Genomic DNA, 26,691 nt, shown 5'->3' on the forward strand with positions numbered 1-26,691 from the left:
TCGAGGTTCATCGGCACTGTCCTCGTTCCTCGTCGCCGCCGCGCACGATGGGTTACAAATTGAAACGCCCGGGTCGCGGGATTGGCTCACACTGCTTCGACCAGATTCACCGGTCTTACCCTGAGCCAACTCTGCAAAAGACGGAGCCTGTCATGAACAATCCTGATCCGAAACTGACCACACAGACCACGCCGGCAAGTTCGAACCGCCGCATTCACCCTCTCGTCGCCACGGCGGCGGGCGCTGTGATCGTCGCGAGCCTCGCGGCAACGGCCGCCATCACCGGCGTGTTCCCGAAAGCCTCCAGCAACGCCGAGCAAAACGCGCAAACGCAGACCGGCCAGACGACCATGATGGCGTCCCAGCCGGTGGTCGACTCCACGCGCGCAGCGACGCCGTCGACGAATGCGCAATACGCGCAGAACAACGCGCCCGCCGAGCCGCAGCAACCGGCGCCCGCTCAGCAGCAACAAGTGCAGGCCGTACCGCAGCCGCAATACGCGCCGCAACAACAGCAATACGCCCAGCAGGCGCAGCCGCAACCGGCCGCTTGCGCATCGTGCGGCGTCGTCGAAGGGATTTCCGCCACGCGTACGGAAGGCCACGGCACCGGTATCGGCGCGGTGGGTGGCGCGGTGGCGGGCGGCGTGGTCGGCAACCAGTTCGGCGCGGGCAATGGCCGCACGGCCATGACGCTGCTCGGCGCGCTGGGTGGTGGTCTTGCCGGGAATTCGGTTGAGAAACATCTGCGCAGCACGACCGCCTACTCGGTGCGCGTGCGTATGGACAACGGCAAGACGCGCTACTTCACCTATCACGAAGCGCCGCCGTTCCAGCAGGGCCAGCGCGTGCGGATCGAACACGGTTCGCTCGCAGCCGCTTGAGCATGAGCTAGCTCAATCCAGCGCCAGAAACACAAAAGGCGATTCACCCGAAAGGTGAATCGCCTTTTTCATGCTTGCTGCGAAAACGCGCGATCAGTAATGATCAGTAGCTACGATCAGTAGCCCGCGTCCTCGATCCATGCCGCCTGAATCGCTTCGAGGATTTTTTCGTTCGAACGCTCGGGATCGTCGTCAAAGCCCTCGAGTTCGGTGATCCAGCGATGCAGATCAGTGAAGCGCACATACTGTGGGTCGACTTCCGGATGGGTGTCCGTCAACGCCACTGCGATGTCCTGCGTATCGGTCCATTTCATGGCTGCGCGCTCCTCTTTGGGATGGATCAGTGATTTTCCTTCGCGTGATTGATCGAGTAACGCGGAATCTCGACCACGAGGTCATCCTCGGCCGGCACGAGCGCCTGGCACGACAGCCGCGAAGTGGGCTCCAGACCCCATGCCTTGTCGAGCAGGTCGTCTTCGAGTTCTTCCGACGGCTCGAGCGCGTTGAAGCCTTCGCGCACGATCACGTGACAGGTTGTGCAGGCACACGACTTTTCGCAGGCGTGTTCGATTGCAATGCCGTGTTCCAGCAGCGCGTCGCACACGCTCTCACCCGGCTTGGCGTCGATCACCGCGCCCTCGGGGCACAGTTCGACATGGGGCAGCACCACGATTTGAGGCATTCTGATTTCCGTATCCAAAACTTGTCATATCGGGCGCGCCCCGCCTACCGGGGCACACCCATTCTACTGGCGTCGCGCGCTTCGCTGCATCGGGAAAGCACGCAGAGCGTGGGTGCTTCCCGATGCGCTTCTCGATGCGCTAGTCATCGCGCTTTCAGCGCGCTTAACCGATCTCGTCGAGCTTCTTGCCCGCCAGCGCGCGCTTGATGCCCTTGTCCATGCGGCGTGCCGCAAACTCGTCGGTGCCTTCGGCCAGCGCCTTGGTGGCCGCTTCGATGCCGTCGGTGTCCTCGCCCTGCGCGATCTGCGCAAGCGCCGTCACCAGCTTGTCGAGTTCCGCGCGCTCGGCGTCGTCGAGCAGTTCGCCGTCGGCGGCCAGCGCCGATTGCGTCGCTTCGATCACGCGCTGCGCTTCGACCTGCGCTTCGCGCAACGCGCGGGCGCGCATGTCGATATCAGCGGTCTTGAAGCTGTCTTCGAGCATCCGGGCGATGTCGTCATCGGCGAGGCCGTAGGACGGCTTCACCACCACTGACGCCTCCACGCCCGACAACTGCTCGCGCGCGAACACGGACAGCAAGCCGTCCGCGTCCACCTGGTAGGTCACACGGATGCGCGCCGCGCCCGCCGCCATCGGCGGAATGCCGCGCAGCTCGAAACGCGCAAGCGAGCGGCAGTCGGCCACGAGCTCTCGCTCGCCCTGCACCACCTGGATCGCCATGGCCGTCTGGCCGTCCTTGAAGGTCGTGAATTCCTGCGCGCGCGCGACCGGAATGGTCGAGTTGCGCGGAATGATCTTCTCGACGAGGCCGCCCATCGTCTCCACACCCAGCGACAGCGGGATCACGTCGAGCAGCAGCCAGTCGTCGTCGCCGCCGCGGTTGCCCGCGAGCAGATCGGCCTGGATCGCCGCGCCGAGCGCCACCACCTGGTCGGGATCGAGATTCGTGAGCGGCGCCTGGCCGAAGAACTGTTCGACAGCGTGGCGAATCACCGGCATGCGCGTCGCGCCGCCAACCAGCACCACACCCTTGACGTCCTTCGACGCGACCTTCGCGTCGCGCAGCGCCTTTTTAGTCGGCACGAGCGTGCGCTGCACGAGCGCCTGCGTGAGCGCTTCGAAACGCGCTTCGTCGATCGTCACGGCAATCGCCGCGCCGTTCGACAGCGTGAGTTCGATGCGCGCTTCAGGCGCGGACGACAGCGCTTCCTTCGCGTCGCGCGCGCGGTCGAGCAACAGGCGCACGTCTTCGGGCGCAAGCGCCGAACGTTCGATGCCGCTTTGCTCCAGCACGTAAGCGAACACGGCATGGTCGAAATCGTCGCCGCCGAGCGCCGAGTCGCCGCCCGCCGCCAGCACTTCGAACACGCCCTTCGTGAGCTTGAGGATCGACAGGTCGAAGGTGCCGCCGCCGAGGTCGTAGACCGCGTAGAGACCTTCCGAACCGTTGTCGAGGCCGTAAGCGATCGCCGCTGCGGTCGGCTCGTTGAGCAGGCGCAGCACGTTCAGGCCGGCCAGACGCGCGGCGTCCTTGGTCGCCTGGCGCTGCGCTTCGTCGAAGTACGCGGGCACCGTGATGACCGCGCCGACCAGATCGTCGCCGAGCGAATCTTCGGCGCGCTGACGCAGCGTCGCGAGGATTTCCGCCGAGACTTCGACCGGGCTTTTCACGCCGTCGATGGTCTGGATCTGCACCATGCCGGGCGCATCGACGAATTCATAAGGCGCGTTGGCCGCGCCTTCGACGTCGGCCTTGCCGCGGCCCATGAAGCGCTTGACCGATACGATGGTGTTGCGCGGATCGGTGGCCGCTTCGGCCTTGGCCGCGCGACCGATGCGGCGGCCGCCGTTGGCCAGGTAGCGCACGACGGACGGCAGCAGCACGTGGCCGTCTTCGTCGGGCAGCACATCGGCCACGCCGCTGCGCACCGCGGCGACCAGCGAGTTCGTCGTGCCGAGGTCGATGCCGACCGCCAGCCGCCGCTGGTGCGGCGCCGGCGCCATGCCGGGTTCGGAGATTTGCAGTAATGCCATCTTCTGTCTGATCGCTCTGATCTATTTGGGGCCGTGGTTGCGCGCATCGTGCGCGCGCCGCGCGGCTCCGTCCTGTATCTGGGGTTCTACGTATTATTCGTCGCTGCGCCTGGCGCCGCTATGCGCTCGCGCTTCAGCCTTCCAGCCGCTCGATCTGCGTATCGACTTCGGCCGCCACGCGCTCGATGAACATGAGTTGCCGCACCGCTTCCGCCGCCGGCTGGTTCGAGCCGCTATCGAGCAGCGCGCCGAGCTTCGCCAGCCGCACGCGCTCGTCGTCGCGCAGGTCGCTTGCGAGCGCGTCGAGTGCATCGACGTTCTTCGCGCCCACCGCATCTTCGATCGCCTCGCGCCACTCCATCTGCTGCATCAGGAACGCCGGCTCCATCGCCGTGTTGTTCTCGGCGCCGACGTCGATGCCGCGCAGATGCAGCATGTACTTCGCGCGCTTGAGCGGGTCGCGCAGCGTCTGGTACGCCTCGTTCGCGCGCGTGGCCCACTGCATCGCGACGCGCTTTTGCGCCTCGCCCGCCGCCGCGAAGCGGTCGGGGTGCACCTGCGCCTGCACGGCGCGATAGGCGTGATCGAGCGCGTCGGCGTCGAGCGCGAACTGCTCGGACAGGCCAAAGAGCACGAAGTGGCTGTCGGAAAGCGAAGAGAGCGAGGCCATCGGATTGAACGTTCTGGTGGGATCTTGAAGCCGCAGCTCAGGCGGCCATTCAGGCAGCGATTAAGGCAACGAAAGCCGCTTCGAAAAATCAAAAAGGCGGCACAGGCCGCCTTTTCAGCGCAACGCGCAGGCTTACACGCGGAAGGACTCGCCGCAACCGCACTCGTCCTTCACATTCGGGTTATTGAACTTGAAGCCCTCATTGAGGCCTTCACGCACGAAGTCGAGCTGCGTGCCGTCGATGTACGAAAGACTCTTCGGATCGACGATGACCTTCACGCCAAAGCTTTCGAACACGTTGTCTTCCGGCGCGAGCTCGTCGACGTATTCGAGCTTGTACGCAAGACCCGAGCAGCCCGTCGTACGCACGCCCAGGCGCAAGCCCACGCCCTTGCCGCGACGAACCAGGTACTTCTGCACGTGCTGTGCTGCTTTTTCAGTCAACGAGATTGCCATAACGTTTTCGCCCTACTCCATGTCGTGCGCCGCAGTGCGCCTTCAATCCTGAACTTACGCCCGCTTCATCACGACGCGGCGCAGGCTTGCCTGCATCCAGATCGTTCATTCCACAGCGGCGCCCCTGAGAGCGCGCCGCCGTCCCGCCCGCTTGCGCGACCGCAGTCGCGCTTGGGCTTTATGCTGCGTCGACCTTTGCTTCTGCCGTGTGGCGTTGCTTGTAGTCGGCGACCGCTGCCTTGATCGCGTCTTCCGCGAGGATCGAGCAGTGGATCTTCACCGGCGGCAGCGCCAGTTCTTCGGCGATCTGCGTGTTCTTGATGTCGAGCGCCTGGTCGAGCGTCTTGCCCTTGACCCATTCCGTGACGAGCGAGCTTGAGGCGATTGCCGAGCCGCAGCCATAGGTCTTGAACTTCGCGTCTTCGATCACGCCGTCCGCGCCCACGCGGATCTGCAGCTTCATCACGTCGCCGCAAGCCGGTGCGCCGACCATGCCCGTACCGACTGCATCGTCGTCCTTCGAGAACGAGCCGACGTTACGCGGGTTTTCGTAGTGGTCCAGAACCTTGTCGCTATATGCCATGATCACACTCCTTCAATTCGTTGGCCGCGCTGCATGCAGTGATCTGCCAGTTTGCGCTGCGGCCGGGTCGAGATTCGCTTGCCTGTCTGTTCAGTGAGAGGCGCTTAGTGCGCTGCCCACTGGATGGTCGACAGGTCGATGCCGTCCTGGTGCATTTCCCACAGCGGCGACAGCTCGCGCAGCTTGGCGATCTTCGTCTTCAGCAGGTTGATGACGTAGTCGACGTCCTGCTCGGTCGTGAAACGGCCCACCGTGAAGCGGATCGAGCTGTGCGCCAGTTCGTCGTTGCGGCCGAGCGCGCGCAGCACATATGACGGTTCCAGCGACGCCGACGTGCAAGCCGAACCCGACGACACCGCCACGTCCTTGACCGCCATGATCAGCGATTCGCCTTCGACGAAGTTGAAGCTGATGTTCAGGTTGTGCGGGACACGCTTTTCCATGTCGCCGTTCACGTAGGTTTCTTCGATTTCCGAGAGGCCCTTGAGCAGACGGTCGCGCAGCATGCGCACGCGTTCGTTTTCCGTGGCCATCTCTTCACGCGCGATGCGGAACGCTTCGCCCATGCCGACGATCTGGTGCGTAGCCAGCGTGCCCGAACGCATGCCGCGCTCGTGACCGCCGCCGTGCATCTGCGCTTCGATACGGATACGCGGCTTGCGACGCACGTACAGCGCGCCGATGCCCTTCGGGCCGTAGGTCTTGTGCGCCGAGAACGACATCAGGTCGACCTTGAGCTTTTGCAGGTCGATGGGCGCCTTGCCCGTCGATTGCGCAGCGTCAACGTGGAAAATGATGCCCTTTTCGCGGCAGATCTCACCGATCGTCTCGATGTCCTGGATCACGCCGATCTCGTTGTTCACGTGCATCACGGAAACGAGGATCGTGTCGGGACGGATCGCAGCCTTGAAATCGTCGAGGTCGATCAGACCGTCATCCTTGACGCTCAGATACGTGACTTCGTAGCCTTCGCGCTCGAGTTCGCGGCAGGTGTCGAGCACAGCCTTGTGCTCGGTCTTCACCGTGATGATGTGCTTGCCCTTGCTCTTGTAGAAGTGCGCGGCACCCTTGATCGCGAGGTTGTCCGATTCGGTTGCGCCGGAGGTCCAGATGATTTCGCGCGGATCGGCGTTGACGAGCGCGGCGACCTGCTCGCGCGCTTCCTCGACTGCACGTTCCGCGTCCCAGCCGTAGGCGTGGCTACGCGACGCCGGATTGCCGAACTGCTCGCGCAGGTACGGAATCATCTTGTCCACCACGCGCGGATCGATCGGCGTCGTCGCGCTGTAGTCCATGTAGATGGGCAGGTGGGGAATATCGTTATTCATCTATCGCTCCGGGGAATCTGGGTGCTGCGCGTGTACTGTGTGTCCTGCTATCTTGCGGCGCTGGCTGCGCTCATGAACTCGCCATGTTGAAGATCGAGTTCGGCCCGAGCGGCACGGCCCTGACGGGCTCGACCGCGGGCGCCTCGCTGCGGCGGTCGCGCAGGACGGTGGGCGCGGCGCCTTCGCGGGCGCGCTGCTTGTCCACCAGATCCTTGAGCGAGACCGAATCGAGGTACTCGACCATCTTCTGGTTCAGCGTCGACCAGAGTTCGTGCGTCATGCAGTGGCCGTCGTGCTGCTTGGTGCCTTCGCAGGCGCCCTTGCCGCCGCACTGGGTGGCGTCGAGCGGCTCGTCCACGGCGATGATGATGTCCGCGACCGTGACGTCCTCGGCGCGACGCGCGAGGTTGTAGCCGCCGCCCGGCCCGCGAACCGATTCGACGATTTCATGACGGCGCAGCTTGCCGAACAGCTGTTCGAGGTACGACAGCGAAATGTGCTGGCGCTGGCTGATACCCGCAAGCGTCACCGGGCCCTGCTCCTGGCGCAGGGCCAGGTCGATCATCGCCGTAACGGCGAAACGGCCTTTAGTGGTGAGTCTCATGATGTAGGGGAACCGCAATTCTCGACAATTTTCGTCAAGTATAAATACATGACTAGTTTAGTCAAGTATCCGTGCCGCGATCCGGGTTATTACGCGCCTGACGAAAAGGGAAAACGACGCAAAACGAACATTGGGGTGCGCCGTCACGTTCACTGCTACTTACGTCTCCTGCCCGCCTCAATCCACGAGTTGCGGGCGCAAAGCCGCCAGCAAACCATGGCAGGCTGCCTCACATTGATCGAGCACCGCCTCGAAACCTGCTTCGCCGCCAAAATAAGGGTCGGTTACCACGCGCTCCGGTGCATTCGGCGCGAACTCCATCAGCAGGCGGATCTTGTCGCGTCCGGATGCCGGCGCGACCTGCTGCAACGCCGTGACGTTGGCATCGTCCATCGCGACGATCAGGTCGAATGCGTCGAAATCCTCTGCGGCGATCTGGCGGGCGCGCAGCACCGCGAGATCGTAACCGCGCTTGCTGCCCGCACGCTGGGCGCGTTCATCGGGCGCCTCGCCGATGTGCCAGTTGCCCGTCCCCGCCGAATCGACCAGCAGGCGATCGGCCAGACCCGCTTCGTCGACAAGCTGCCGCATCACGGCCTCAGCCGTGGGCGAGCGACAGATGTTGCCAAGACAGACGAAGCAAACGGAAACCTTTTTCATCACCAGGACATCCCGGATTGGGCGATCGTTCAGGCCGCCAACCCAACTAGCCAGCTGGATCGACGAGCGGCGAATCCACGATTATACAAAGCGCACGATTTACGCGCTTGGCGCGACTCGGCGGGCAGGCGCCGTTCAGATTGCGCTGGCTTGCGGCAACGGCGCGGCGCTACGCAGCGTCTTTACCGGCGCTTTCATCTGCGCGCCATCGTCGACCAGCCCGTACGACACGGCGCGCGCCAACTCGGCGCTCACTTGATCGGCGGCCAGGGGGAACTGCTGCTCGGCGGTATTCCACGCATGCATCCATGCGATTGCCGCAAGGGGCACGATCAGTGCCAGCGGCCAATACACCACTATTTTCTTTTTCATGATGCGACTCTCTATCGACTGTGGGGCGATGAGTTTCAGACGCACTATCGCCAGTCCAAATGATATAGAGGATCGCAATGAGGAAAAACCCGGTAAAGCCGAACACACTGTTGTCGCAGATTAAACAGTGGCTCCATTGGGGTTGACGACGCCCACGCAGAGACGTCGCTTTACGATGGCCTGCGCTTCTGGACGTTCGCGTCCAGATGGGTGTGCCGCGCCGCGTACAGCTCGCGGAACGTCCGCCCGACGGGCGCCGGCATATCGCGGCCATCAGTCCAGCCGCGCGCGAACGGCAGCTTGCGGATCAAGCGCCCCGAGCCGCCCATGCGCTCCAGAATCCGCACACCCAGTTTGGCAAGCAGGCCATAGGCTGTCGGATGCAGCGCCAGCCAGCCCCACGCAGCCAGCGCCGCGCGCTCGCGCCACGGCCGCAGACGGCGCTCCGTCTGCTTTTCGCGCAACTTGCGCAGCAGGTCGGACAGCGGAATCCCCACCGGGCAAACGCTGTTGCACTCGCCGCACAGCGTCGCCGCCTGCGGCAAGTCGAGTGTCTTGTCGATGCCCACATAGCTGGGCGTCAGCACCGAACCCATCGGCCCCGGATAGACCCAGCCGTACGCGTGACCACCCACCTTTTGATAGACCGGGCAATGGTTCATGCACGCGCCGCATCGTATACAGCGCAGCATTTCCTGGAACTCGCCGCCGATCAGCCCGGTACGCCCGCCATCGACGAGCACGACATACATATGTTCCGGGCCGTCCTGGTCACCCGCGCCGCGCGGGCCGGTGAGCATCGAGAAATAGTTCGAAGTCGCCTGCCCTGTCGCCGAGCGCGGCAGCAGGCGCATGGCCGTGGCAAGGTCTTCGAGCGTCGGCAGGACTTTTTCGATACCGGTGACGGCCACGTGAACACGCGGCATGACCGTGCACATGCCTTCGTTGCCCTCGTTCGTCACCACCACGACCGAACCGGTCTCCGCGACGAGGAAGTTGCCGCCCGTCACGCCCATATCCGCCGAGAGAAAATGCGGCCGCAGGACTTCGCGCGCCTCGCGCGTCATGTCGGGAATCTCGGTCAGGCGCGGCTTGTCGTGCGTGCGCGCGAAAAGATCGGCGATCTCGTCCTTATCCTTGTGGACGACGGGCGCAATGATGTGGCTTGGCGGTTCGTTGTTGTTGATCTGGAGGATGTACTCGCCCAGGTCGGTTTCGATGGACTGCACGCCCATCTCCGCGAGGACGGTGTTGAGTTGCATCTCCTCGGACACCATCGACTTCGTCTTGATGACCTTGCGCACCTCGTGGCGGCGCGCGATGTCAGCGACCAGTTTTGCCGCGTCCTTCGCCGTTTCGGCGAACAGCACCGTCACGCCGCGCCGGGTCGCCTCGGCTTCGAACTGCTCGATCCAGGCGTCGAGATTCTCTAGCGCGCGATTGCGGCGCTCCTTGAGCGCGGCGCGCGTCGCCTCGAAGTCGATCGCCGTGATCGCTTCCGCACGCGCGCTGACGAACTTGGTCGAGAGCTTCTTGAGGTTGTGTTGCAGACGCTGATCGGCCAGCTTCTGGCCGGCGCGCGCCTTGAACTGCATCGAGGTGACTTGCATGGCGTGTGAGGGCGTGAGTTTTCGTAGTGACCGACGGTTGTTAGATGTCGCCGGCCAGCACCTGGGCGATGTGCAACACGCGCGTACTGTGGTCGCCGGTGCGGCGCAGGCGCCCTTCTATATTCAGCATGCAGCCCAGATCGCCGAGAACGACAGCGCCCGCACCGCTCGCCTGCACGTTCATGCATTTCTCATCGGCGATTGCAGTCGAGATTGCACCGTATTTGACCGCGAACGTGCCGCCAAAGCCGCAGCAATGCTCGCAATCCTTCATCTCCTGCACCTGCACGCCGCGCTGCGCCAGAAGTTCGCGCGGCTGCGCCTTGACGCCCAGCTCCCGCAGGCCCGCGCACGAGTCGTGATACGTGACCGGCCCACGTAATTCGCCCTCGGGCAACGTCACGCGCGCGACGTTCACGAGAAAGTCCGTCAATTCGAACACGCGCTCGCGCAGCTTGCCGTAGCGCGCCATGAGTTCGGGGTCGTCACGAAACAGATCGCCAAAATGCACGCGGATCATGCCGCCACACGATCCCGAAGGCACCACCACGTAGTCGAACTGCTCGAATTCGCGCAGCGTCTTTTCCGCGAGATCGCGTGCCAGTGCGCGTTCGCCGGAGTTGTAGGCCGGCTGCCCGCAGCACGTCTGGGCAGGCGGCACGACCACTTCGTATCCGGCCTCTTCGAGCAATTTGAGCGTCGAAAAGCCGATTTCGGGACGCATGGTGTCGATGAGACAGGTGACGAACAGACCGACTCGCATTGGAAATTCTCCTGAAAACCGTCCCCGATTATCCGATGTTTCGCTTGTGCCACCAACGCTGGACTCTCCCAGGCCGGCTCTGCCGCAATGCAGCAGTCGCTTTCCGCTAGACGCTTACTTTTTTCACAATACGAGATACAATGAATTTCTGCCTTTCGCACCCTTCCCGCGTCACACGAATCTGTATCCGGAATACGCCCCCATGACCGACACCAATCCAGATCCGAAGACCTCGATTCAGGTGATCGAGCGCATGATGCGCCTCCTCGATGCGCTCGCCGCACATACCGATCCGGTCAGCCTGAAAGAACTCGCGCAACGCACGGAACTGCATCCGTCCACCGCGCACCGCATTCTCAACGACATGGTGAGCTGCCGCCTGGTCGATCGCTCGGATCCGGGCACCTATCGCCTGGGCATGCGCCTGCTGGAGCTGGGCAACCTCGTCAAGGCGCGGCTTTCGGTGCGCGACGCAGCGCTTTCACCGATGCGCGAACTGCATCGACTCACGGGCCAGACCGTGAATCTCTCCGTGCGCCAGGGCGACGAAATCGTCTATATCGAGCGCGCGTATTCGGAGCGCTCCGGCATGCAGGTGGTGCGCGCGATTGGCGGCCGTGCGCCGCTGCACCTGACTTCGGTCGGCAAGCTCTTTCTGGCCGCCGACGAAGCGACCCGCGTACGCGCCTACGCCACGCGCACCGGCCTGTCGGGCCACACGCGCAACAGCATTACCGACCTGAGCCGGCTCGAGCGCGAACTTGCGCACGTGCGCCAGGAGTCCTGTGCACGCGACAACGAAGAACTCGAACTGGGTGTGCGCTGCATTGCGGCGGGCATCTACGACGATACCGGCAAACTGGTAGCGGGCCTGTCGCTCTCCGCTCCGGCTGACCGCCTTCAGGATTCGTGGCTGGGCCAATTGAGCAAGACGGCGCTCACGATCTCGGAATCGCTCGGCTACCACGCCGAACCGGCCGAAGGCCACGTGCAGCCCGCTTGAGGCACTTCGCCTCAGCACTTCACCTCAGCACCTCGACCTCCCTTCAAGCGACAAGCTCGGCCAACTGCCGTTTGACGCGCGCATCGACTTCGCGCGCGTCCTTCGCCAGATTGACCTGCTTCGCCGTGCACGCCGTATCGAGCAACGCGGCGTCGATGCTATAGCCCTCGCGCGCACTGAGCCACGTCAGGATGTCGCCCAGATGCCAGAGCGACGGACTGCCCTCGTGTACCGGCTGCGGGAAATCGGCAAAATGCGCGAGCATCAGCTTGCGCATGTTCTGCCGCGACATGCCGGTCAGATCCGCCACATCGGTCAAGCCGACGAAGTCCGGCGCGGCTTCGACAAGGCGCGCCGACGGCACCGCCTCCTTCACATTCTGCAACGCCGTGTAGATGGCTTCCCAGGCGCTTGCGCTGTCACGCGCGAACGCCAGCGCGATGCGGCCCGGCAGCCCCACGCCGATGGTCGCGTCGTCGCAGCCTGCTTGCGCGAGGCGCTCGACCAGTTGCTCCTGATCGCAATCGTCGGGTGCCAGTTGGTACTTAAGCGTGAATACGTAGTTCATGTGTCACTCCTGTTCTGTTGCGGCTCGCACGGGAGGTGCGGGCGGCGCGAGTGGTCTGGCCTGCGCACCGACACGCGCCGCCGTGCAGTTATCGACCACGCGTTTCAGCAGATGCGCGTGGTTGCCTGCATTACGAGGAGTGCTCCAGATGCTCGTGATGCAGAATTCCCCGCAGCGGCAATCTGCCTGCCTGGACGGGCAATAAAGTCTTCCCCATGCATGGCCATTGCCTTTGCCTGGTCGTACTAACCAACCTTTTGCCTCGGCGTAAGTCAGTGCTGCCTCGATCTCTTTCTTTGGATGCGATCGTCTCATTGGCGAACTCAGTGTATGCACCGCCCCCGCAGTTGTCAATTGACAACCATCAAACTTCGAACGCTTCTAACGAAATGGGCAGGGCGGACAATTCGCGCTACCCGGCCGGGCAGCGCGTGGCGAAACACTGAAGATTCTGCTGATGGGATCGCGTCTCAAACAGCTAGCCGGATGGCCTAAGAGCGCCTGGGCGGGCCGCAAAAAACAAACGCCCCGCAATGGCGGGGCGTTCGAAAACTCGATAACTCAGGCGAGGCGTATCAGGTGCCCGCTCCGCCTGCGTCCGCGCTCGTGATGCGCGGCTGCTGGTCAGCACCGCCGTTGTCGAGCCACGTGCGCACACGGGTCGCATCGGCGAAACGCGAATACTTGCCGCTCGAATCGAGCAGAACCATGATGACCGGACGGCCATGGATCGTGGACTGCATGACAAGGCATTCGCCCGCTTCATTGATGAAGCCGGTCTTCTGCAAGCCGATATCCCACGACGAGTTGCGCACCAGCGCGTTCGTGCTGTTATAGGCCAGCGTGCGCTTGCCCGTGTTCACGTCGTAGCTGTGATCGGTCGAGAACTGGCGGATCATCGGATACTGGTACGCCGCGTTCACCATCTTCACGAGATCGCGTGCGGTCGACACATTGTGGCTCGTCAGACCGGTCGAGTTCTCGAAATGCGTGTCGGTCATGCCGAGCTGCTTGGCCTTCGCGTTCATCGCCGCGATGAAGGCCGGACGGCCGCCCGGGTAATAACGCGACAGCGCGGCAGCGGCGCGGTTTTCCGACGCCATCAGCGCGATGTGCAGCATGTCTTCGCGCGACAGCACCGAGCCCACCGACAGGCGCGAGCCCGTGTTCTTCTCGTAATCGCGGTCTTCGTCCGTGACTTCGATCTGCTCGGTGAGCGGCGCCTTCGAATCGAGCACGACCATTGCGGTCATGAGTTTCGAGATCGAGGCGATCGGCACCACCGCGTGCGAATTCTTGTCGAAGAGCGGTTCCAGCGAGTTCTGGTCGACCACGTAGGCCACGCCCGAGCGCAGCATCAGCGAGTCCGGCGTCTCATGCAGGCCGAATGCCTGACCGACGGTCGGCTGGCGCGGCTCGAACGCAACACGGCGCACAGCCGTGTGGTGCCGGCCATTCATCGTGTAGCTGACGCGGCGCTTTTTCGCCGTCGGACGCGCATCGTCGTCCTTGGCTGCCGCGACGGTACGCGCTGCGCCCGCCTTCTTCGCAACCTTTGCAGGTGCGGCGTCGGCCTTCACAACCTTCTTGGTGGCCTTCTTGGCCTTCGCCGTCTTAGCGGCGGCAGTGTTCTGCGACGCAGCAAAAGCGCCCTCGGGCGCTAGCAGCGTCGCACTGATGGCCACGGAAACAGCGACCGACAGCGCGGTGCTGACAACCGATGAGGGCACCAGTTTGAACGACAGGAGCTTGTCGGATTTCATTGGTGTTCTGGATGAAGCGGCGGGATCGTACGCCAAGTGTAGTAAAACCACGAAAAATTCGCAAATTGAAGCACTTATGGCTACTCGTTAAACCGAAGTCTGGTTCGTGATTAAGCAGACCAATGTACTTCACGCATTCGATGAAGTCAGACAATCGACCGGACGGCCCCACCCTGCCGCGCCATACGCAACAACACGCGGACAACGTTTGCTGTCACCTACGCATTAACGGCGCGCGTCATGGATAACTTTATGTGGGATAAATACCGAGGACGTTGCTCTGACATCCGTGCCGCCGAACCACGCGACGCGCTGTTCGACTGCAATAACGCCTTAACGTTCCATGTAGGAATCTGGTGTACGCACCATAGTGCATTCCCTGACAGCGCCTGCATGGAAGCCGTACGGCGCAGGCAAAAAACGCCACCTTGCGCCGTCAGACTCAATCTTGCCAGAACCAGCGCGCATATGCGCATCCTTGTCAGGCAAGGCGCGAAGCAAAATCGTCAAAGGACGCTATGCCGCAGCTCCGCGCAGAGCCCGTTCGCACCCTCATGCCGTGAGCATAAGTATTTGTTTAATAAAACTTTAATGAGATTGTGCGCCGCATCAAAAGTCCTTGACATTCGTTTCAGCCGACCTAAAATCAGGTTCAATGCTGCGACGCACAAAGGCGCGCGCAACGCGTAATGCCTTAAAGCGTGAGGCAGATCACCAGCGTCTTGCCACTTACTTCCAGGCGACCCACCTACGAGGCCGCCAACCATCCAGGAGCGTAAACATGAGTCTGCTGACCCCTGAGCAATTCGTCGCCGCACACAAAGCCAACCTCGAAACCCTGTTCGGTCTGACCGGCAAGGCATTCGAAGGCGTGGAAAAGCTCGTCGAATTGAACCTTCAGGCCGTTCGCTCGAATCTGGCGGAATCGCAGGAACAGGCGCAACGCGCGCTGTCGGCGAAGGATGCACAGGAATTCTTCGCGCTGCAGTCGAGCTATGCCCAGCCGCTCGCCGAGAAGGTTCTCTCGTACGGTCGCCACGTTTATGAAATCGCTTCGGCTACGCAAGCCGAATTCGCGAAGGTTGCCGAAGCCCACTACGAAGAACAGAACCGCAAGGTTCAGTCGCTCGTCGACAACGTCGCGAAGAACGCACCGGCCGGTTCGGAAACCGCTGTCGCCGTGATCAAGTCGGCCATCAACGCCGCTAACACGACGTACGAAACGGTTCACAAGGCGACGAAGCAAGCCGTCGAAATGGCAGAAAGCAACTTCAACGCCGCGACCGCCGCCGCCAGCAAGGCAGCTTCGCAAGCTTCGCGCTCGGCTGCCGCTGCGGTCAAGAAGCCCGCCTGAGCGTAGTCCAGCTCACGTGGATTGAGCGGGCGCGCCGCGAGCCGCTTGCAGGTTCCCGCCTGAACCTCGCGCGCGCCTCGCGCCGGATCTGACGCTCCGACATGCCGCCCGGCATGTCGCTTGCCCGGTCGCCGGCGACCGGGAATCTTTTTTCGCTCCGGCGCCTCTCGCAGCCTCTAGCGTTGCCCAAAAGAAAACGGCGCACTCCTCGCGGAGTGCGCCGTTTTTTCTTTGATGCTGCATCACGCGCGCCGCCGAAGCGGCGCGGGGCAGATTTACTTCTTCTTCTGCGGCGGCAGGTCGGTACACACGCCTTCGTACAGCTCGGCGGCCATGCCGACCGATTCGCCCAGCGTCGGGTGCGGGTGAATCGTCTTGCCGATATCGGTCGCGTCCGCGCCCATTTCCACGGCGAGGCAGACTTCGCTGATGAGGTCGCCTGCGTTCAGACCGACGATACCGCCGCCGATCACGCGATGCGTCTCTTCGTCGAAGATCAGCTTGGTGAAGCCTTCGTCGCGGCCATTGGCGATCGCGCGGCCCGAAGCGGCCCACGGGAACACGGCCTTGCCGTACTTGATGCCTTCGGCCTTGCACTGCTCTTCGGTCTTGCCGGCCCAGGCCACTTCCGGATCGGTGTAAGCCACCGACGGAATCTGCAGCGCGTCGAAGTACGCCTTCTCGCCGTGCGCCGCTTCCGCTGCCACGTGGCCTTCATGCACGGCCTTGTGCGCGAGCATCGGCTGACCGACCACATCGCCGATCGCGAAGATGTGCGGCACGTTGGTGCGCAGTTGCTTGTCGACTTCGATGAAGCCGCGATCCGTCACCGCCACACCGGCCTTGTCCGCGCCGATCTTCTTGCCGTTGGGCGAGCGGCCCACGGCGACCAGCACGAGGTCGTAGCGCTGCGCTTCGGCCGGCGCCTTTTCGCCTTCGAACGTGACGTAGATGCCGTCTTCCTTCGCTTCGGCCTTCGTCGTTTTGGTCTTGAGCATGACATTCGCGAAGCGCTTCGCGTTGTACTTCTCCCAGACCTTCACGAGATCGCGGTCAGCGCCAGCCATCAGGCCGTCGAGCATTTCCACGACGTCGATCTGCGCGCCGAGCGTCGAGTAGACCGTCGCCATTTCCAGGCCGATAATGCCGCCGCCGATCACCAGCATCTTCTGCGGGATCTGACGCAGTTCGAGCGCGCCGGTCGAATCGACCACGCGCGGATCTTCCGGCATGAACGGGAGCTTCACAGCCTGCGAACCCGCAGCGATGATCGCCTGCTTGAACTTGACGATCTTCTTGCCGCCCTCGCCCGCCACTTCCATGTGGTACGGGTCGATGAACGAGCCGAGGCCCGTCACGACTTCGACCTTGCGCGCCTTGGCCATGCCGGCGAGACCGCCGGTCAGCTTCTTGACGACGCCCGACTTGAAGTCGCGCAGCTTGTCCAGGTCGATCTGCGGCTTGCCGAACGAGATGCCGTGCGACTCCAGCGCAGCGGCTTCGTCGATCACGAGCGCCGTGTGCAGCAGCGCCTTCGACGGGATGCAGCCCACATTCAGACACACGCCGCCAAGCGTCGAATAACGCTCGACCAGCACGGTCTTCATGCCGAGGTCGGCGGAGCGGAACGCCGCCGAGTAGCCGCCGGGGCCTGCGCCGAGCACGAGCATGTCGCATTCGACGTCGGCGCTGCCGCTGAAGCTGCCGGCTTGCGGTGCGGCGGCCGGAGCAGCGGCCTTCGGCGCTTCAGCTGCCTTAGGCGCTTCGGCCTTAGGCGCAGCAGCAGCCGGTGCGGGCGCAGCCGCGGTATCCGACACTTCGACGATCGCGACCACGGTGCCTTGCGACGCCTTGTCGCCAGCCTTGATCTTCACTTCCTTGACCGTGCCCGCGACATCGCTGGGCACTTCCATCGTGGCCTTGTCCGACTCGAGCGAGAGCAGCGACTGCTCTTTCTCGATCACGTCGCCCGGCTTGATGTTGACTTCGATGACGTCGATGTCCTTGAAGTCGCCGATATCCGGCACTTTCACTTCGACGAGACTCATGGTGTCCCCTTCAGGAACGACCGGCCGCCCGCCGCTGCGCGCATCGGCTTGAATCAAGCGATGCGGCGCGGGAGCTGGCCGGTCGAAGCGTTTTTACAGGATCACGCGGCGGAAATCGCCGAGGATCTGGCCGAGGTACGCGTTGAAGCGCGCGGCAGCGGCGCCGTCGATCACGCGGTGGTCGTACGAGAGCGACAGCGGCAGCGTGAGACGCGGCACGAACTGCTTGCCGTCCCACACCGGCTTCATGGCGCTCTTCGACAGGCCGAGAATCGCGACTTCCGGCGCGTTGATGATCGGCGTGAAGTGCGTGCCGCCGATACCGCCAAGCGACGAGATCGAGAAGCAGCCGCCTTGCATCTGGTCGGGCTTGAGCTTGCCGTCGCGTGCGAGCTTCGACAGTTCGGCCATTTCCTTCGCGATGTCGACGAGACCCTTCTTGTCGGCGTCGCGGATCACCGGGACGACGAGGCCGTTAGGCGTGTCGGCAGCAAAACCAATGTGGTAGTACTGCTTGAAGACGAGGTTGTCGCCGTCCAGGCTCGCGTTGAACGCCGGGAACTTCTTGAGCGCGGCGACGCAGGCCTTGATGACGAACGCGAGCATCGTGAACTTGACGCCGGCCTTCTCGTTTTCCTTGTTCAGCTGAACGCGCAGTGCTTCGAGGTCGGTGATGTCCGCTTCGTCGTTGTTCGTGACGTGCGGGATCATGACCCAGTTGCGATGCAGGTTCGCGCCCGAGATCTTCTTGATGCGCGACAGCGGTTGCGTGTCGATCGGGCCGAACTTCGTGAAGTCGACCTTCGGCCACGGCAGCAGGTTCAGGCCTGCGCCACCACCGGCGGCCGGTGCGGCAGCAGCAGCCGGAGCGGCCAGCGCGCCGGTCATCACGCCCTTCACGAACGCCGTGACGTCGTCCTGGGTGATGCGGCCCTTCGGGCCCGTGCCCGTGACGCGGCCAACGTCGACGCCCAGATCGCGTGCGAACTTGCGCACCGACGGCGAAGCGTGGCTCGGACGGCGTGCGCCGCCTTCGCCTGCGGGGATGATCGGTGCCTGCGCGAGAGCCGACGGCGCAGCGGGCGCGGCCTTGGCGGGCGCAGCCTGCGGTGCGTCGGACGGCTGCTCGACCGGTGCCTTGGCAGCCGGTGCGGGTGCTGCGGCAGCAGCGCCTTCCGCTTCGACGATGACGATTTCCGTGCCTTCCGACACTTCGTCACCGACCTTGACCTTGATTTCCTTGACGATGCCGGCCACCGGGCTCGGCACGTCCATCGTGGCCTTGTCCGATTCCAGCGTGACGAGCGACTGTTCCTTCTCGACGCGGTCGCCAACCTTCACGCCGATTTCGATGACGGGCACGCCCTTGTAGTCGCCGATATCGGGAACCTTGACGCTCTGCACGCCACCGCTTGCGGCGGGCGCGGCTGCTGCCGGAGCCGGAGCCGGAGCAGCGGCTGCGGGCGCTGCAGCTTGCGCAGGCGCAGCGGCCGGTGCGGCTGCCGGAGCCGCGGCAGCGCCGCCGGCTTCCAGCACGAGGACGAGCACGCCTTCCGAGACGTTGTCGCCGACCTTGACCTTTACTTCCTTGACCGTACCCGACGCCGGGCTCGGCACGTCCATCGTCGCCTTGTCCGATTCCAGCGTAACGAGCGACTGCTCTTTCTCGACGGTATCACCCGCCTTCACCAGCACCTCGATCACAGGAATGTCCTTGTAATCGCCGATGTCCGGCACCTTGACTTCGATCGCTTGACTCATTGTTAGTGTCTCCGGGGCCGCATAAGAACGCCTCCCCGCTTCGGGGAGGCGCATTTGCGATGCACAGGGGGTGATGGGTTAGACGGTCATCGGGTTGGGTTTGGACGGATCGAGGTTGTACTTGGCGAGTGCTTCGCCGACAACCTTGCGATCGATCTTGCCTTCGTCCGCGAGCGCGTTGAGCGCGGCAACCGTCGTCCAGTAACGATCGACTTCGAAGAAGTGACGCAGCTTTTCACGCGTATCCGAGCGGCCGAAACCGTCGGTGCCGAGCACCACGAACTTGCGCGGCACCAGACCACGGATCTGGTCGACCAGTGCGCGGATGTAGTCGGTCGATGCGATGACCGGGCCTTCCGTGCCCTTGAGCAGCTTCTCGACGTGCGATTCGCGGCGCGGCTCGTTCGGATGCAGCAGGTTGTAACGCTCGACTTCGTGACCTTCGCGGGCTAGTTCGGTGAAGCTCGGCACGCTCCAGAGGTCGGCTTCGACGCCCCAGTCGTTCTTGAGCAGGTCGGCGGCGGCGATCACTTCATTGAAGATCGTGCCTGCGCCCAGCAGTTGAACGCGCGGGCCCTTGGCCTTCTCGTCGCCCTTACGGAACGAGTACATGCCCTTGATGATGTCGGCGGCTACAGCCTCGCCCTGCGGAATCGCCGGGTGCTCGTAGTTCTCGTTCATCACGGTGATGTAATAGAACACGTCTTCCTGGTCCTGCACCATGCGGCGCAGACCGTCCTGCATGATGACGGCGAGTTCGTAACCGAACGTCGGATCATAGCTCACGCAGTTCGGCACCGAAGCGGCCCACAGGAGCGAGTGGCCGTCTTCGTGCTGCAGACCTTCGCCGTTCAGCGTCGTACGGCCTGCGGTGCCGCCCAGCAGGAAGCCGCGCGAACGCATGTCGCCAGCGGCCCAGACCAGGTCGCCGATACGCTGCATGCCGAACATCGAATAGAAGATGTAGAACGGGATCATCGTCTCGCCGTGCGTCGAGTACGACGTCGCGGCTGCGATCCAGTCCGACATACCGCCGGCTTCGTTGATGCCTTCCTGCAGGATCTGACCGCTTTCCGATTCCTTGTAGAACATCAGCTGGTCGGAATCTTCCGGCACGTACTTCTGGCCTTGCTGATTCCAGATACCGATCTGGCGGAACAGGCCTTCCATACCGAAGGTACGCGACTCGTCCGGCACGATCGGCACGACGCGCTTGCCGATCGCCTTGTCCTTCAACAGGATGTTGAGGATACGCACGAACGCCATCGTGGTCGAAATCTCGCGGCCTTCGCCCGTGCCCTTGAGCAGCGGCTCGAATGCGTCGAGCGCCGGCACCGGCAGCGACTCGGCCTTCTGGCGACGAGCCGGCAGGTAACCACCGAGATCCATGCGCTTCTGGCGCATGTATTCGAGTTCCTTCGAACCTTCCTCGAACTTGAGGTACGGCACGTCGACGATCTGCTCGTCCGTGATCGGCAGGCGGAACTGGTCGCGGAACTTCTTGAGCTGATCCACCTGCATCTTCTTCTGCTGGTGGGTGATGTTCATGGCCTGGCCGGCTTCGCCCATGCCATAGCCCTTGATCGTCTTCGCGAGGATGACGGTCGGCTGGCCCTTCGAGTTCGATGCTTCGTGGAACGCCGCGTAGATCTTGTGCGGATCGTGACCGCCGCGGTTCAGGTTCCAGATGTCATCGTCAGACCAGTCGGCGACCAGCGCCTTGAGTTCCGGCGTGTTGAAGAAGTGTTCGCGAACATACGCGCCCGACTCCGACTTGTACGTCTGGTATTCGCCGTCGACGACTTCCATCATGCGGCGCATCAGCGCGCCCGACTTGTCGCGTGCGAAGAGCGCATCCCAGCGCGAGCCCCAGATGACCTTGATGACGTTCCAGCCTGCACCGCGGAACTCGCTTTCGAGTTCCTGGATGATCTTGCCGTTGCCGCGCACCGGGCCGTCGAGACGCTGCAGGTTGCAGTTGATGACGAACACCAGGTTGTCCAGACGCTCGCGGCCAGCCATGCCGATCGCGCCGAGCGATTCCGGCTCATCCGTTTCGCCGTCGCCAAGGAAGGCCCAGACCTTGCGGCCTTCGGTCTTCACGATGCCACGCGCCTGCATGTACTTCATGAAGCGGGCTTGATAGATCGCCATGATCGGGCCGAGACCCATCGAGACGGTCGGGAACTGCCAGAAGTCCGGCATCAGCCACGGGTGCGGGTACGACGAGATGCCCTCGCCGCCCACTTCCTGACGGAAGTTGTCGAGCTGGTTCTCGGACAGACGGCCGAGCAGGAACGCGCGCGAGTAGACGCCCGGCGACGAGTGGCCCTGCACGAAAATCAGGTCGCCACCATGTTCCGGCGACGGTGCGTGCCAGAAGTGGTTGTAGCCGACGTCATAGAGCGTGGCCGCCGACGCGAACGAGGCGATGTGGCCGCCCACGTTGGTGTGCTTGCCCGCGCGCAGGACCATCGCCATGGCGTTCCAGCGCGTGTACGAGCGGATGCGGTGTTCGATGTCCTGGTCGCCCGGGTTCTTCGCCTGGGCCACGACCGGAATCGTGTTGATGTACGGGGTGTTGGCCGAGAACGGCAGATGTTCGCCATGCACGCGGGCGAATTCGATCTGCTTCTCGATCAGATAGTGAGCGCGGTCGGGGCCGATGGTCGAGATGACGCCATCGAGCGCCTCCAGCCATTCGGCGGTTTCCTGGGGATCTTCGTCCTTGTCAGCGGCAACGTACTTCAGGACTTCGTCGGGTACAGCGGACATGCTCGTCTCCTGGATGTAAGGGGAACGCTGTTGATCGGACCATGCGGGCAGCGACGCTTGAAGACGTGACCGGGCCGACCGCAGCAGCTTTGCGGGCGATTGTAATTAGGCCTTCCGCGTTCGCGCAAGGAAATTTTCGAATTGCGGGATGGGATTTTATAATGCGAAAAATTGTTGCAGCGCACGCTGAATCGTTCGCGCCCTTGTGCCGATATCGGCCAGTTTGAACCTGTTTATCGGCGATTTATCGCTTTTTTCGCGGCATTTCGCTGTCTTACGCTGAGCTACAATCCTTGCCATGTTGACCGAACGGCTTTTCGCACGCTCGGCGCGGCCGCCCGGTTCGCCCGGCGACACGTCGCCGTCCCGCTGGCACCACGGACCGTGGTGGTCGAATTCCTATTTGCTGACGCCTCTCCTGTCGATCCTGGTGTTCCTGATCGTCATGAGCCTGATCTTGTGGAGCCTGAACCGCCGCGAGCAGCAGCAGCAGGAAGACACGCTCTACCGCAACGTGGCCTGGGCCCAGCAACAGATCCGCCTCTCCATGACAGGCGCGCAGGAGCAATTGCAGGCGCTCTCGCGCGATCTCGCCACCGGCCATTCCGACCCGCAGTATTTCCAGACGTCCACCACGGACATCATGCAGGGTCATCCGGAAATCCTTTACCTGAACTGGTACACGAGCCAGCAGGAGCCGCGCTGGCCCAATACGGCCATGCCGGTGTTCGGCCAGCGCCTCGCCAAGCCCAACGACTCGCAGATGGACGACGCGGTGAAGGCTGCCTTCGCCGAAGCCCGCTCGTCGCGCCGTCAGGTCTATTCGCCGCTCATTTACGACGACCTCGGCAATGGCTACATCACGCTCCAGACGCCGGTATACCGCGATCGGGAATTTCTTGGCACGATCGCGGCCGTCTTCTCGGTCGAAGGCATCCTGAAGCACGACATTCCGCCCGAGCTGTCGGCCAAGTACAAGATCTCGATTCTCGACGCGAACAACCGCGAACTCGCCACGACCTCGACGCGCCCGCGCCTGCCGCGCGACGTCTTTTACGACCTGCCGCTCGACCCGCCGGGCCAGGGCGTCTCGGTGCGCGTGTACTCGTATCCGCAGATGACCAACTTCACGAACAACACGCTCGTGTGGCTGGTCGCAGGCCTCTCCTGCTTCGTGCTGTGGAGCCTCTGGAGTCTGTGGAAGCACACGCGCCAGCGCTTCGAGGCGCAGCAGGCGCTGTACGCGGAAGCGTTCTTCCGCCGCGCGATGGAAAACTCGGTTTTGATCGGCATGCGCGTGCTCGACATGCATGGCCGGATCACGCACGTCAATCCGGCGTTTTGTCGCATGACGGGCTGGGATGAAAGCGACCTGGTGGGCAAGAATGCACCGTTCCCGTACTGGCCGCGCGACGCCTATCCGGAAATGCAGCGCCAGCTCGACATGACGCTGCGCGGCAAGGCGCCCTCCTCGGGGTTCGAACTGCGCGTGCGCCGCAAGGACGGCTCGCAGTTCCACGCGCGCCTGTATGTGTCGCCGCTGATCGACAGTTCGGGCCGCCAGACCGGCTGGATGTCGTCGATGACCGACATCACGGAACCCAAACGCGCGCGCGAAGAACTCGCCGCCGCGCACGAGCGCTTCACGACCGTGCTGGAAAGCCTCGACGCCGCGGTGTCCGTGCTGGCCGCCGACGAAGCCGAACTGCTGTTCGCGAACCGCTACTACCGCCACCTGTTCGGCATCCGCCCGGACGGCCATCTGGAACTGGCGGGCGGCGGCGGCTTCGATTCGGCGAGCGCCTCGTCGGACTCGATCGACATGGTCGACGCCTACGCGGGCCTGCCCGCCACCGCGCTCACCGACAGCGCCGCCGACGCGCAGGAAATCTACGTCGAAAGCATCCAGAAGTGGTTCGAAGTGCGCCGCCAGTACATCCAGTGGGTCGACGGCCACCTCGCGCAGATGCAGATCGCCACCGACATCACCACGCGCAAGCAGGCGCAGGAACTGGCCCGCCAGCAGGACGAAAAGCTCCAGTTCACGAGCCGCCTGATGACGATGGGCGAAATGGCCTCGTCGCTCGCGCACGAACTGAACCAGCCGCTCGCCGCGATCAACAACTACGCCTCGGGCACGGTCGCCCTGGTGAAGTCGGGCCGCGGCGCGCCCGAGAACCTGCTGCCCGCGCTCGAAAAAACGGCCCAACAGGCCGTGCGGGCCGGCATGATCATCAAGCGCATCCGCGAATTCGTGAAGCGCTCCGAACCCAAGCGGCAAGCCGCGCGCGTCGCCGACATCGTCGCGGACGCCGTGGGTCTCGCCGAAATCGAAGCACGCAAGCGCCGCATCCGCATCGTGACCGACATGCGTTCGCGCATGCCCGTGATCTACGTCGATCCGGTGCTGATCGAGCAGGTGCTCGTCAATCTTCTGAAGAACGCCGCCGAAGCCATGGCCGACGCGCGCCCGAACGCCATCGACCCGGTGATCCGCGTGATCGTGAAGCGCGAAGGCGGCAACGTCTGCGTAAGCGTCGTGGACCAGGGCCCGGGCGTCGACGAAGCCACGGCCGAGCGTCTCTTCGAACCGTTCTACAGCACCAAGTCCGACGGCATGGGCATGGGGCTGAATATTTGCCGCTCGATCATCGAATCGCATCGCGGGCGCCTTTGGGTGGTCAACAACATTGAAGCTGACGGCCACATCAGCGGCGCCACGTTCCATTGCAGTCTGCCCATCGGCGACTCGGACCGTTCCTCGCGGGACGGCAGCGACGAGCCGACTCCACAAACCGTTACGGGAGAGCCATGAACAGCCCAGTCACCACCCAGGAAACCGTCTTTGTTGTCGATGACGATGAGGCCGTACGAGACTCCCTGCGCTGGCTGCTCGAAGCGAACGGCTACCGCGTTCAGTGCTTCACGAGCGCCGAGGAATTCCTCGACGCCTATCAGCCTGCGCAGCAAGCCGGCCAGATCGCCTGTCTGATTCTTGACGTGCGTATGCAGGGCATGAGCGGGCTCGAACTCCAGGAGCGCCTGATCGCCGACAACGCCTCGCTGCCGATCATCTTCGTGACGGGCCACGGCGACGTGCCGATGGCCGTGTCCACCATGAAGAAAGGCGCGATGGACTTCATCGAGAAGCCGTTCGACGAAGCCGAACTGCGCAAGCTGGTCGAGCGCATGCTGGAAAAGGCCCGCAGCGAAAGCACCAACGTGCAGCAGCAGCGCGCGGCCGCCGAGCGTCTGGGCAAGCTCACGGCGCGCGAGCACCAGGTGCTGGAGCGCATCATCGCGGGCCGCCTGAACAAGCAGATCGCCGACGACCTCGGCATCAGCATCAAGACCGTGGAAGCGCACCGCGCCAACATCATGGAAAAGCTCAACGTGAACACGGTCGCCGACCTGCTCCGCCTGGCGCTCTCCAACAAGCCGCAGCAGGCGCAACAGCCGCAGCAGCAATAAGTTTCGCGACAAGGCCGCGGCTGGCTGATCCGCTCAAGGGATCCGCCAGGCCGCTCGCCAGTTCTCCCCACAGCGCGGCCGCCCCGTTTCATCCAGGGCGGCCGCGTAGCGTATTCCCACCTCGATCTCCCGTCCCGTTCGGCCACCAATCGGTTCAGCCGCGACAAGTCGCGTCCGTCTGACAGGTATAATGTCGGCCTTCACAGCAGCGCCCGCCACGCGCGTCGTCCGCGCAATCGCCCTCCCGTCGGGCGCGCTCCCGTGCTTCTGTCCCTTGCCACACTCGATTCTCGACCGACCATGACTGCCACTATCATCGACGGCAACGCCCTCTCCAAGAAACTGCGTGCCGATGTCGCCACGCGCGCCGCCGCCCTCACCGCACGCGGCCATCAGCCGGGCCTCGCGGTCGTGCTGGTCGGCGACAACCCGGCCAGCGAAGTCTATGTGCGCAACAAGATCAAGGCGTGCGAGGACAACGGCCTGCACTCGTCGTACGACCGCTATCCGGAAACGCTGTCGGAAGCCGACCTGCTCAAGCGCATCGACGAGCTGAACAACGACCCGAAGATCAACGGCATCCTCGTGCAGTTGCCGCTGCCGAAGCACATCGACAGCCACAAGGTCATCGAAGCCATCGCCCCCGAGAAGGACGTCGACGGCTTTCACGTCGCCAACGCCGGCGCGCTGATGACGGGCCAGCCGCTGTTTCGCCCCTGCACGCCCTATGGCGTGATGAAGATGTTCGAGGAGTACAACATCCCCCTCGAAGGTGCGAATGCCGTCGTGATCGGCCGCTCGAACATCGTCGGCAAGCCGATGGCGCTGCTGCTGCTCGAAAAGGGCGCGACGGTCACGATCTGCCACAGCAAGACGCGCGACCTCGCGAAACACACGCTCGACGCAGACGTCGTCGTGGCCGCCGTGGGCAAGCGCAACGTCCTGACCGCCGACATGATCAAGCCGGGCGCGACGGTCATCGACGTGGGCATGAACCGCGACGATAACGGCAAGCTGTGCGGCGACGTCGATTTCGCGGGCCTGAAGGACAAGGCCGGCTTCATCACGCCGGTGCCGGGCGGTGTCGGCCCCATGACGATCACGATGTTGCTCGTCAACACGATTGAAGCTGCGGAGCGTGCGGCAGGCGCGTAAGCGCAGCGCCCCACCCAGCGATGCAGCAAAGAAGCGGCCCCATGCGGGCCGCTTTGCATTTGAGGCGCGGATTTGTCGCGCTGTTGCTGGCGCGCTTTCAAGCGCCATAGAGCGCCCGTTACGCCGCCGCGCCCCGACTTCTGTTA

The 26,691-nt window shown here is 63.5% G+C and carries 24 protein-coding genes; 6 read left to right on the forward strand and 18 right to left on the reverse strand.

Annotated elements, in window-relative coordinates:
- Positions 1-152 precede the first annotated feature (152 nt).
- Positions 153-884 carry a glycine zipper 2TM domain-containing protein gene (locus tag BBA01S_RS01790; RefSeq protein WP_027814935.1) on the forward strand — a complete coding sequence of 244 codons (732 nt, stop codon included), beginning with the start codon at positions 153-155 and terminating at the stop codon, positions 882-884.
- A gap of 116 nt (positions 885-1,000) precedes the next feature.
- Here BBA01S_RS01790 and iscX read toward each other — a convergent pair whose 3' ends face one another.
- From iscX to BBA01S_RS01850, 12 genes are all read right to left on the reverse strand, one after another.
- Positions 1,001-1,198, reverse strand: coding sequence for a Fe-S cluster assembly protein IscX (gene iscX, locus BBA01S_RS01795; RefSeq protein ID WP_027814936.1), 198 nt, complete (start codon positions 1,196-1,198; stop codon positions 1,001-1,003).
- A 26-nt stretch (positions 1,199-1,224) separates the two neighbouring features.
- On the reverse strand, positions 1,225-1,566 hold the full coding sequence (gene fdx / locus BBA01S_RS01800; protein ID WP_027814937.1) for an ISC system 2Fe-2S type ferredoxin: 342 nt from the start codon (positions 1,564-1,566) through the stop codon (positions 1,225-1,227).
- A 163-nt stretch (positions 1,567-1,729) separates the two neighbouring features.
- Positions 1,730-3,601 carry a Fe-S protein assembly chaperone HscA gene (hscA, locus tag BBA01S_RS01805; protein ID WP_027814938.1) on the reverse strand — a complete coding sequence of 624 codons (1,872 nt, stop codon included), beginning with the start codon at positions 3,599-3,601 and terminating at the stop codon, positions 1,730-1,732.
- 133 nt (positions 3,602-3,734) lie between these two features.
- Positions 3,735-4,271, reverse strand: coding sequence for a Fe-S protein assembly co-chaperone HscB (gene hscB / locus BBA01S_RS01810; protein WP_027814939.1), 537 nt, complete (start codon positions 4,269-4,271; stop codon positions 3,735-3,737).
- A 132-nt stretch (positions 4,272-4,403) separates the two neighbouring features.
- Positions 4,404-4,727 carry an iron-sulfur cluster assembly protein IscA gene (iscA, locus tag BBA01S_RS01815; RefSeq protein WP_027814940.1) on the reverse strand — a complete coding sequence of 108 codons (324 nt, stop codon included), beginning with the start codon at positions 4,725-4,727 and terminating at the stop codon, positions 4,404-4,406.
- Between the two features lie 178 nt (positions 4,728-4,905).
- Positions 4,906-5,310 carry a Fe-S cluster assembly scaffold IscU gene (gene iscU, locus BBA01S_RS01820; RefSeq protein ID WP_027814941.1) on the reverse strand — a complete coding sequence of 135 codons (405 nt, stop codon included), beginning with the start codon at positions 5,308-5,310 and terminating at the stop codon, positions 4,906-4,908.
- A gap of 104 nt (positions 5,311-5,414) precedes the next feature.
- A complete protein-coding gene (locus tag BBA01S_RS01825) occupies positions 5,415-6,638 on the reverse strand; it encodes an IscS subfamily cysteine desulfurase (protein WP_027814942.1) in 1,224 nt (407 codons plus the stop codon).
- Positions 6,639-6,708: 70 nt separating this feature from the next.
- Positions 6,709-7,242, reverse strand: a complete 534-nt coding sequence (iscR, locus tag BBA01S_RS01830; RefSeq protein ID WP_027814943.1) for a Fe-S cluster assembly transcriptional regulator IscR — start codon at positions 7,240-7,242, stop codon at positions 6,709-6,711.
- A 177-nt stretch (positions 7,243-7,419) separates the two neighbouring features.
- Entirely contained in the window at positions 7,420-7,902 is a 483-nt protein-coding gene (locus BBA01S_RS01835) for a low molecular weight protein-tyrosine-phosphatase (protein ID WP_027814944.1), read from the reverse strand.
- Between the two features lie 135 nt (positions 7,903-8,037).
- Complete coding sequence (locus tag BBA01S_RS01840) at positions 8,038-8,274, reverse strand: hypothetical protein (RefSeq protein WP_027814945.1); 237 nt, start codon at positions 8,272-8,274, stop codon at positions 8,038-8,040.
- A gap of 170 nt (positions 8,275-8,444) precedes the next feature.
- Positions 8,445-9,884: a lactate utilization protein B gene (locus BBA01S_RS01845; protein ID WP_027814946.1), complete on the reverse strand. Its 1,440-nt coding sequence runs from the start codon at positions 9,882-9,884 to the stop codon at positions 8,445-8,447.
- 40 nt (positions 9,885-9,924) lie between these two features.
- The gene (locus BBA01S_RS01850) at positions 9,925-10,647 is read right to left on the reverse strand and encodes a (Fe-S)-binding protein (protein ID WP_027814947.1); all 723 of its coding nucleotides are present in this window, start codon (positions 10,645-10,647) and stop codon (positions 9,925-9,927) included.
- Positions 10,648-10,849: 202 nt separating this feature from the next.
- Here BBA01S_RS01850 and BBA01S_RS01855 point away from each other — a divergent pair, with 202 nt between their 5' ends.
- Entirely contained in the window at positions 10,850-11,650 is an 801-nt protein-coding gene (locus tag BBA01S_RS01855; RefSeq protein WP_027814948.1) for an IclR family transcriptional regulator, read from the forward strand.
- Between the two features lie 43 nt (positions 11,651-11,693).
- Here the strand turns inward: BBA01S_RS01855 and BBA01S_RS01860 are convergent, their stop codons facing one another.
- The 3 genes from BBA01S_RS01860 to pbpG all read right to left on the reverse strand — a co-directional run bounded on the left by BBA01S_RS01860 (position 11,694) and on the right by pbpG (position 13,981).
- Entirely contained in the window at positions 11,694-12,218 is a 525-nt protein-coding gene (locus tag BBA01S_RS01860; RefSeq protein WP_027814949.1) for a helix-turn-helix transcriptional regulator, read from the reverse strand.
- Between the two features lie 3 nt (positions 12,219-12,221).
- Complete coding sequence (locus BBA01S_RS47965) at positions 12,222-12,533, reverse strand: hypothetical protein (protein ID WP_084161708.1); 312 nt, start codon at positions 12,531-12,533, stop codon at positions 12,222-12,224.
- A gap of 260 nt (positions 12,534-12,793) precedes the next feature.
- The gene (gene pbpG / locus BBA01S_RS01865) at positions 12,794-13,981 is read right to left on the reverse strand and encodes a D-alanyl-D-alanine endopeptidase (protein ID WP_027814950.1); all 1,188 of its coding nucleotides are present in this window, start codon (positions 13,979-13,981) and stop codon (positions 12,794-12,796) included.
- Between the two features lie 781 nt (positions 13,982-14,762).
- Between pbpG and BBA01S_RS01870 the strand changes: the two genes are divergently transcribed.
- Complete coding sequence (locus tag BBA01S_RS01870; RefSeq protein WP_027814951.1) at positions 14,763-15,335, forward strand: phasin family protein; 573 nt, start codon at positions 14,763-14,765, stop codon at positions 15,333-15,335.
- Positions 15,336-15,610: 275 nt separating this feature from the next.
- On the opposite strand, the gene lpdA is transcribed toward BBA01S_RS01870, so the two are convergent.
- The 3 genes from lpdA to aceE all read right to left on the reverse strand — a co-directional run bounded on the left by lpdA (position 15,611) and on the right by aceE (position 21,919).
- Complete coding sequence (gene lpdA / locus BBA01S_RS01875; protein WP_027814952.1) at positions 15,611-17,383, reverse strand: dihydrolipoyl dehydrogenase; 1,773 nt, start codon at positions 17,381-17,383, stop codon at positions 15,611-15,613.
- Between the two features lie 93 nt (positions 17,384-17,476).
- Positions 17,477-19,144: a dihydrolipoyllysine-residue acetyltransferase gene (aceF, locus tag BBA01S_RS01880; protein ID WP_027814953.1), complete on the reverse strand. Its 1,668-nt coding sequence runs from the start codon at positions 19,142-19,144 to the stop codon at positions 17,477-17,479.
- A 78-nt stretch (positions 19,145-19,222) separates the two neighbouring features.
- Positions 19,223-21,919: a pyruvate dehydrogenase (acetyl-transferring), homodimeric type gene (gene aceE, locus BBA01S_RS01885; RefSeq protein WP_027814954.1), complete on the reverse strand. Its 2,697-nt coding sequence runs from the start codon at positions 21,917-21,919 to the stop codon at positions 19,223-19,225.
- Positions 21,920-22,217: 298 nt separating this feature from the next.
- On the opposite strand from aceE, the gene fixL reads away from it, so the two are divergent.
- From fixL to folD, 3 genes are all read left to right on the forward strand, one after another.
- Entirely contained in the window at positions 22,218-24,734 is a 2,517-nt protein-coding gene (fixL, locus tag BBA01S_RS01890; protein ID WP_027814955.1) for an oxygen sensor histidine kinase FixL, read from the forward strand.
- Positions 24,731-25,390 carry an oxygen response regulator transcription factor FixJ gene (fixJ, locus tag BBA01S_RS01895; RefSeq protein WP_027814956.1) on the forward strand — a complete coding sequence of 220 codons (660 nt, stop codon included), beginning with the start codon at positions 24,731-24,733 and terminating at the stop codon, positions 25,388-25,390. The genes fixL and fixJ overlap by 4 nt, the downstream gene beginning before the upstream one ends.
- A 300-nt stretch (positions 25,391-25,690) precedes the next feature.
- Positions 25,691-26,545 carry a bifunctional methylenetetrahydrofolate dehydrogenase/methenyltetrahydrofolate cyclohydrolase FolD gene (gene folD / locus BBA01S_RS01900; protein WP_027814957.1) on the forward strand — a complete coding sequence of 285 codons (855 nt, stop codon included), beginning with the start codon at positions 25,691-25,693 and terminating at the stop codon, positions 26,543-26,545.
- Positions 26,546-26,691 lie beyond the last annotated feature (146 nt).

The organism is Paraburkholderia bannensis NBRC 103871, from assembly GCF_000685015.1.
Taxonomy (GTDB): Bacteria; Pseudomonadota; Gammaproteobacteria; order Burkholderiales; family Burkholderiaceae; genus Paraburkholderia; species Paraburkholderia bannensis.

Bases quoted from the DNA above. Each gene is read 5' to 3' on its own strand.
- BBA01S_RS01790 (WP_027814935.1), top strand. From the start codon at position 153: ATGAACAATCCTGATCCGAAACTGACCACACAGACCACGCCGGCAAGT.
- iscX (WP_027814936.1), bottom strand. From the start codon at position 1,198: ATGAAATGGACCGATACGCAGGACATCGCAGTGGCGTTGACGGACACC.
- fdx (WP_027814937.1), bottom strand. From the start codon at position 1,566: ATGCCTCAAATCGTGGTGCTGCCCCATGTCGAACTGTGCCCCGAGGGC.
- hscA (WP_027814938.1), bottom strand. From the start codon at position 3,601: ATGGCATTACTGCAAATCTCCGAACCCGGCATGGCGCCGGCGCCGCAC.
- hscB (WP_027814939.1), bottom strand. From the start codon at position 4,271: ATGGCCTCGCTCTCTTCGCTTTCCGACAGCCACTTCGTGCTCTTTGGC.
- iscA (WP_027814940.1), bottom strand. From the start codon at position 4,727: ATGGCAATCTCGTTGACTGAAAAAGCAGCACAGCACGTGCAGAAGTAC.
- iscU (WP_027814941.1), bottom strand. From the start codon at position 5,310: ATGGCATATAGCGACAAGGTTCTGGACCACTACGAAAACCCGCGTAAC.
- BBA01S_RS01825 (WP_027814942.1), bottom strand. From the start codon at position 6,638: ATGAATAACGATATTCCCCACCTGCCCATCTACATGGACTACAGCGCG.
- iscR (WP_027814943.1), bottom strand. From the start codon at position 7,242: ATGAGACTCACCACTAAAGGCCGTTTCGCCGTTACGGCGATGATCGAC.
- BBA01S_RS01835 (WP_027814944.1), bottom strand. From the start codon at position 7,902: ATGAAAAAGGTTTCCGTTTGCTTCGTCTGTCTTGGCAACATCTGTCGC.
- BBA01S_RS01840 (WP_027814945.1), bottom strand. From the start codon at position 8,274: ATGAAAAAGAAAATAGTGGTGTATTGGCCGCTGGCACTGATCGTGCCC.
- BBA01S_RS01845 (WP_027814946.1), bottom strand. From the start codon at position 9,884: ATGCAAGTCACCTCGATGCAGTTCAAGGCGCGCGCCGGCCAGAAGCTG.
- BBA01S_RS01850 (WP_027814947.1), bottom strand. From the start codon at position 10,647: ATGCGAGTCGGTCTGTTCGTCACCTGTCTCATCGACACCATGCGTCCC.
- BBA01S_RS01855 (WP_027814948.1), top strand. From the start codon at position 10,850: ATGACCGACACCAATCCAGATCCGAAGACCTCGATTCAGGTGATCGAG.
- BBA01S_RS01860 (WP_027814949.1), bottom strand. From the start codon at position 12,218: ATGAACTACGTATTCACGCTTAAGTACCAACTGGCACCCGACGATTGC.
- BBA01S_RS47965 (WP_084161708.1), bottom strand. From the start codon at position 12,533: ATGAGACGATCGCATCCAAAGAAAGAGATCGAGGCAGCACTGACTTAC.
- pbpG (WP_027814950.1), bottom strand. From the start codon at position 13,981: ATGAAATCCGACAAGCTCCTGTCGTTCAAACTGGTGCCCTCATCGGTT.
- BBA01S_RS01870 (WP_027814951.1), top strand. From the start codon at position 14,763: ATGAGTCTGCTGACCCCTGAGCAATTCGTCGCCGCACACAAAGCCAAC.
- lpdA (WP_027814952.1), bottom strand. From the start codon at position 17,383: ATGAGTCTCGTCGAAGTGAAAGTGCCGGATATCGGCGACTTCAAGGAC.
- aceF (WP_027814953.1), bottom strand. From the start codon at position 19,144: ATGAGTCAAGCGATCGAAGTCAAGGTGCCGGACATCGGCGATTACAAG.
- aceE (WP_027814954.1), bottom strand. From the start codon at position 21,919: ATGTCCGCTGTACCCGACGAAGTCCTGAAGTACGTTGCCGCTGACAAG.
- fixL (WP_027814955.1), top strand. From the start codon at position 22,218: ATGTTGACCGAACGGCTTTTCGCACGCTCGGCGCGGCCGCCCGGTTCG.
- fixJ (WP_027814956.1), top strand. From the start codon at position 24,731: ATGAACAGCCCAGTCACCACCCAGGAAACCGTCTTTGTTGTCGATGAC.
- folD (WP_027814957.1), top strand. From the start codon at position 25,691: ATGACTGCCACTATCATCGACGGCAACGCCCTCTCCAAGAAACTGCGT.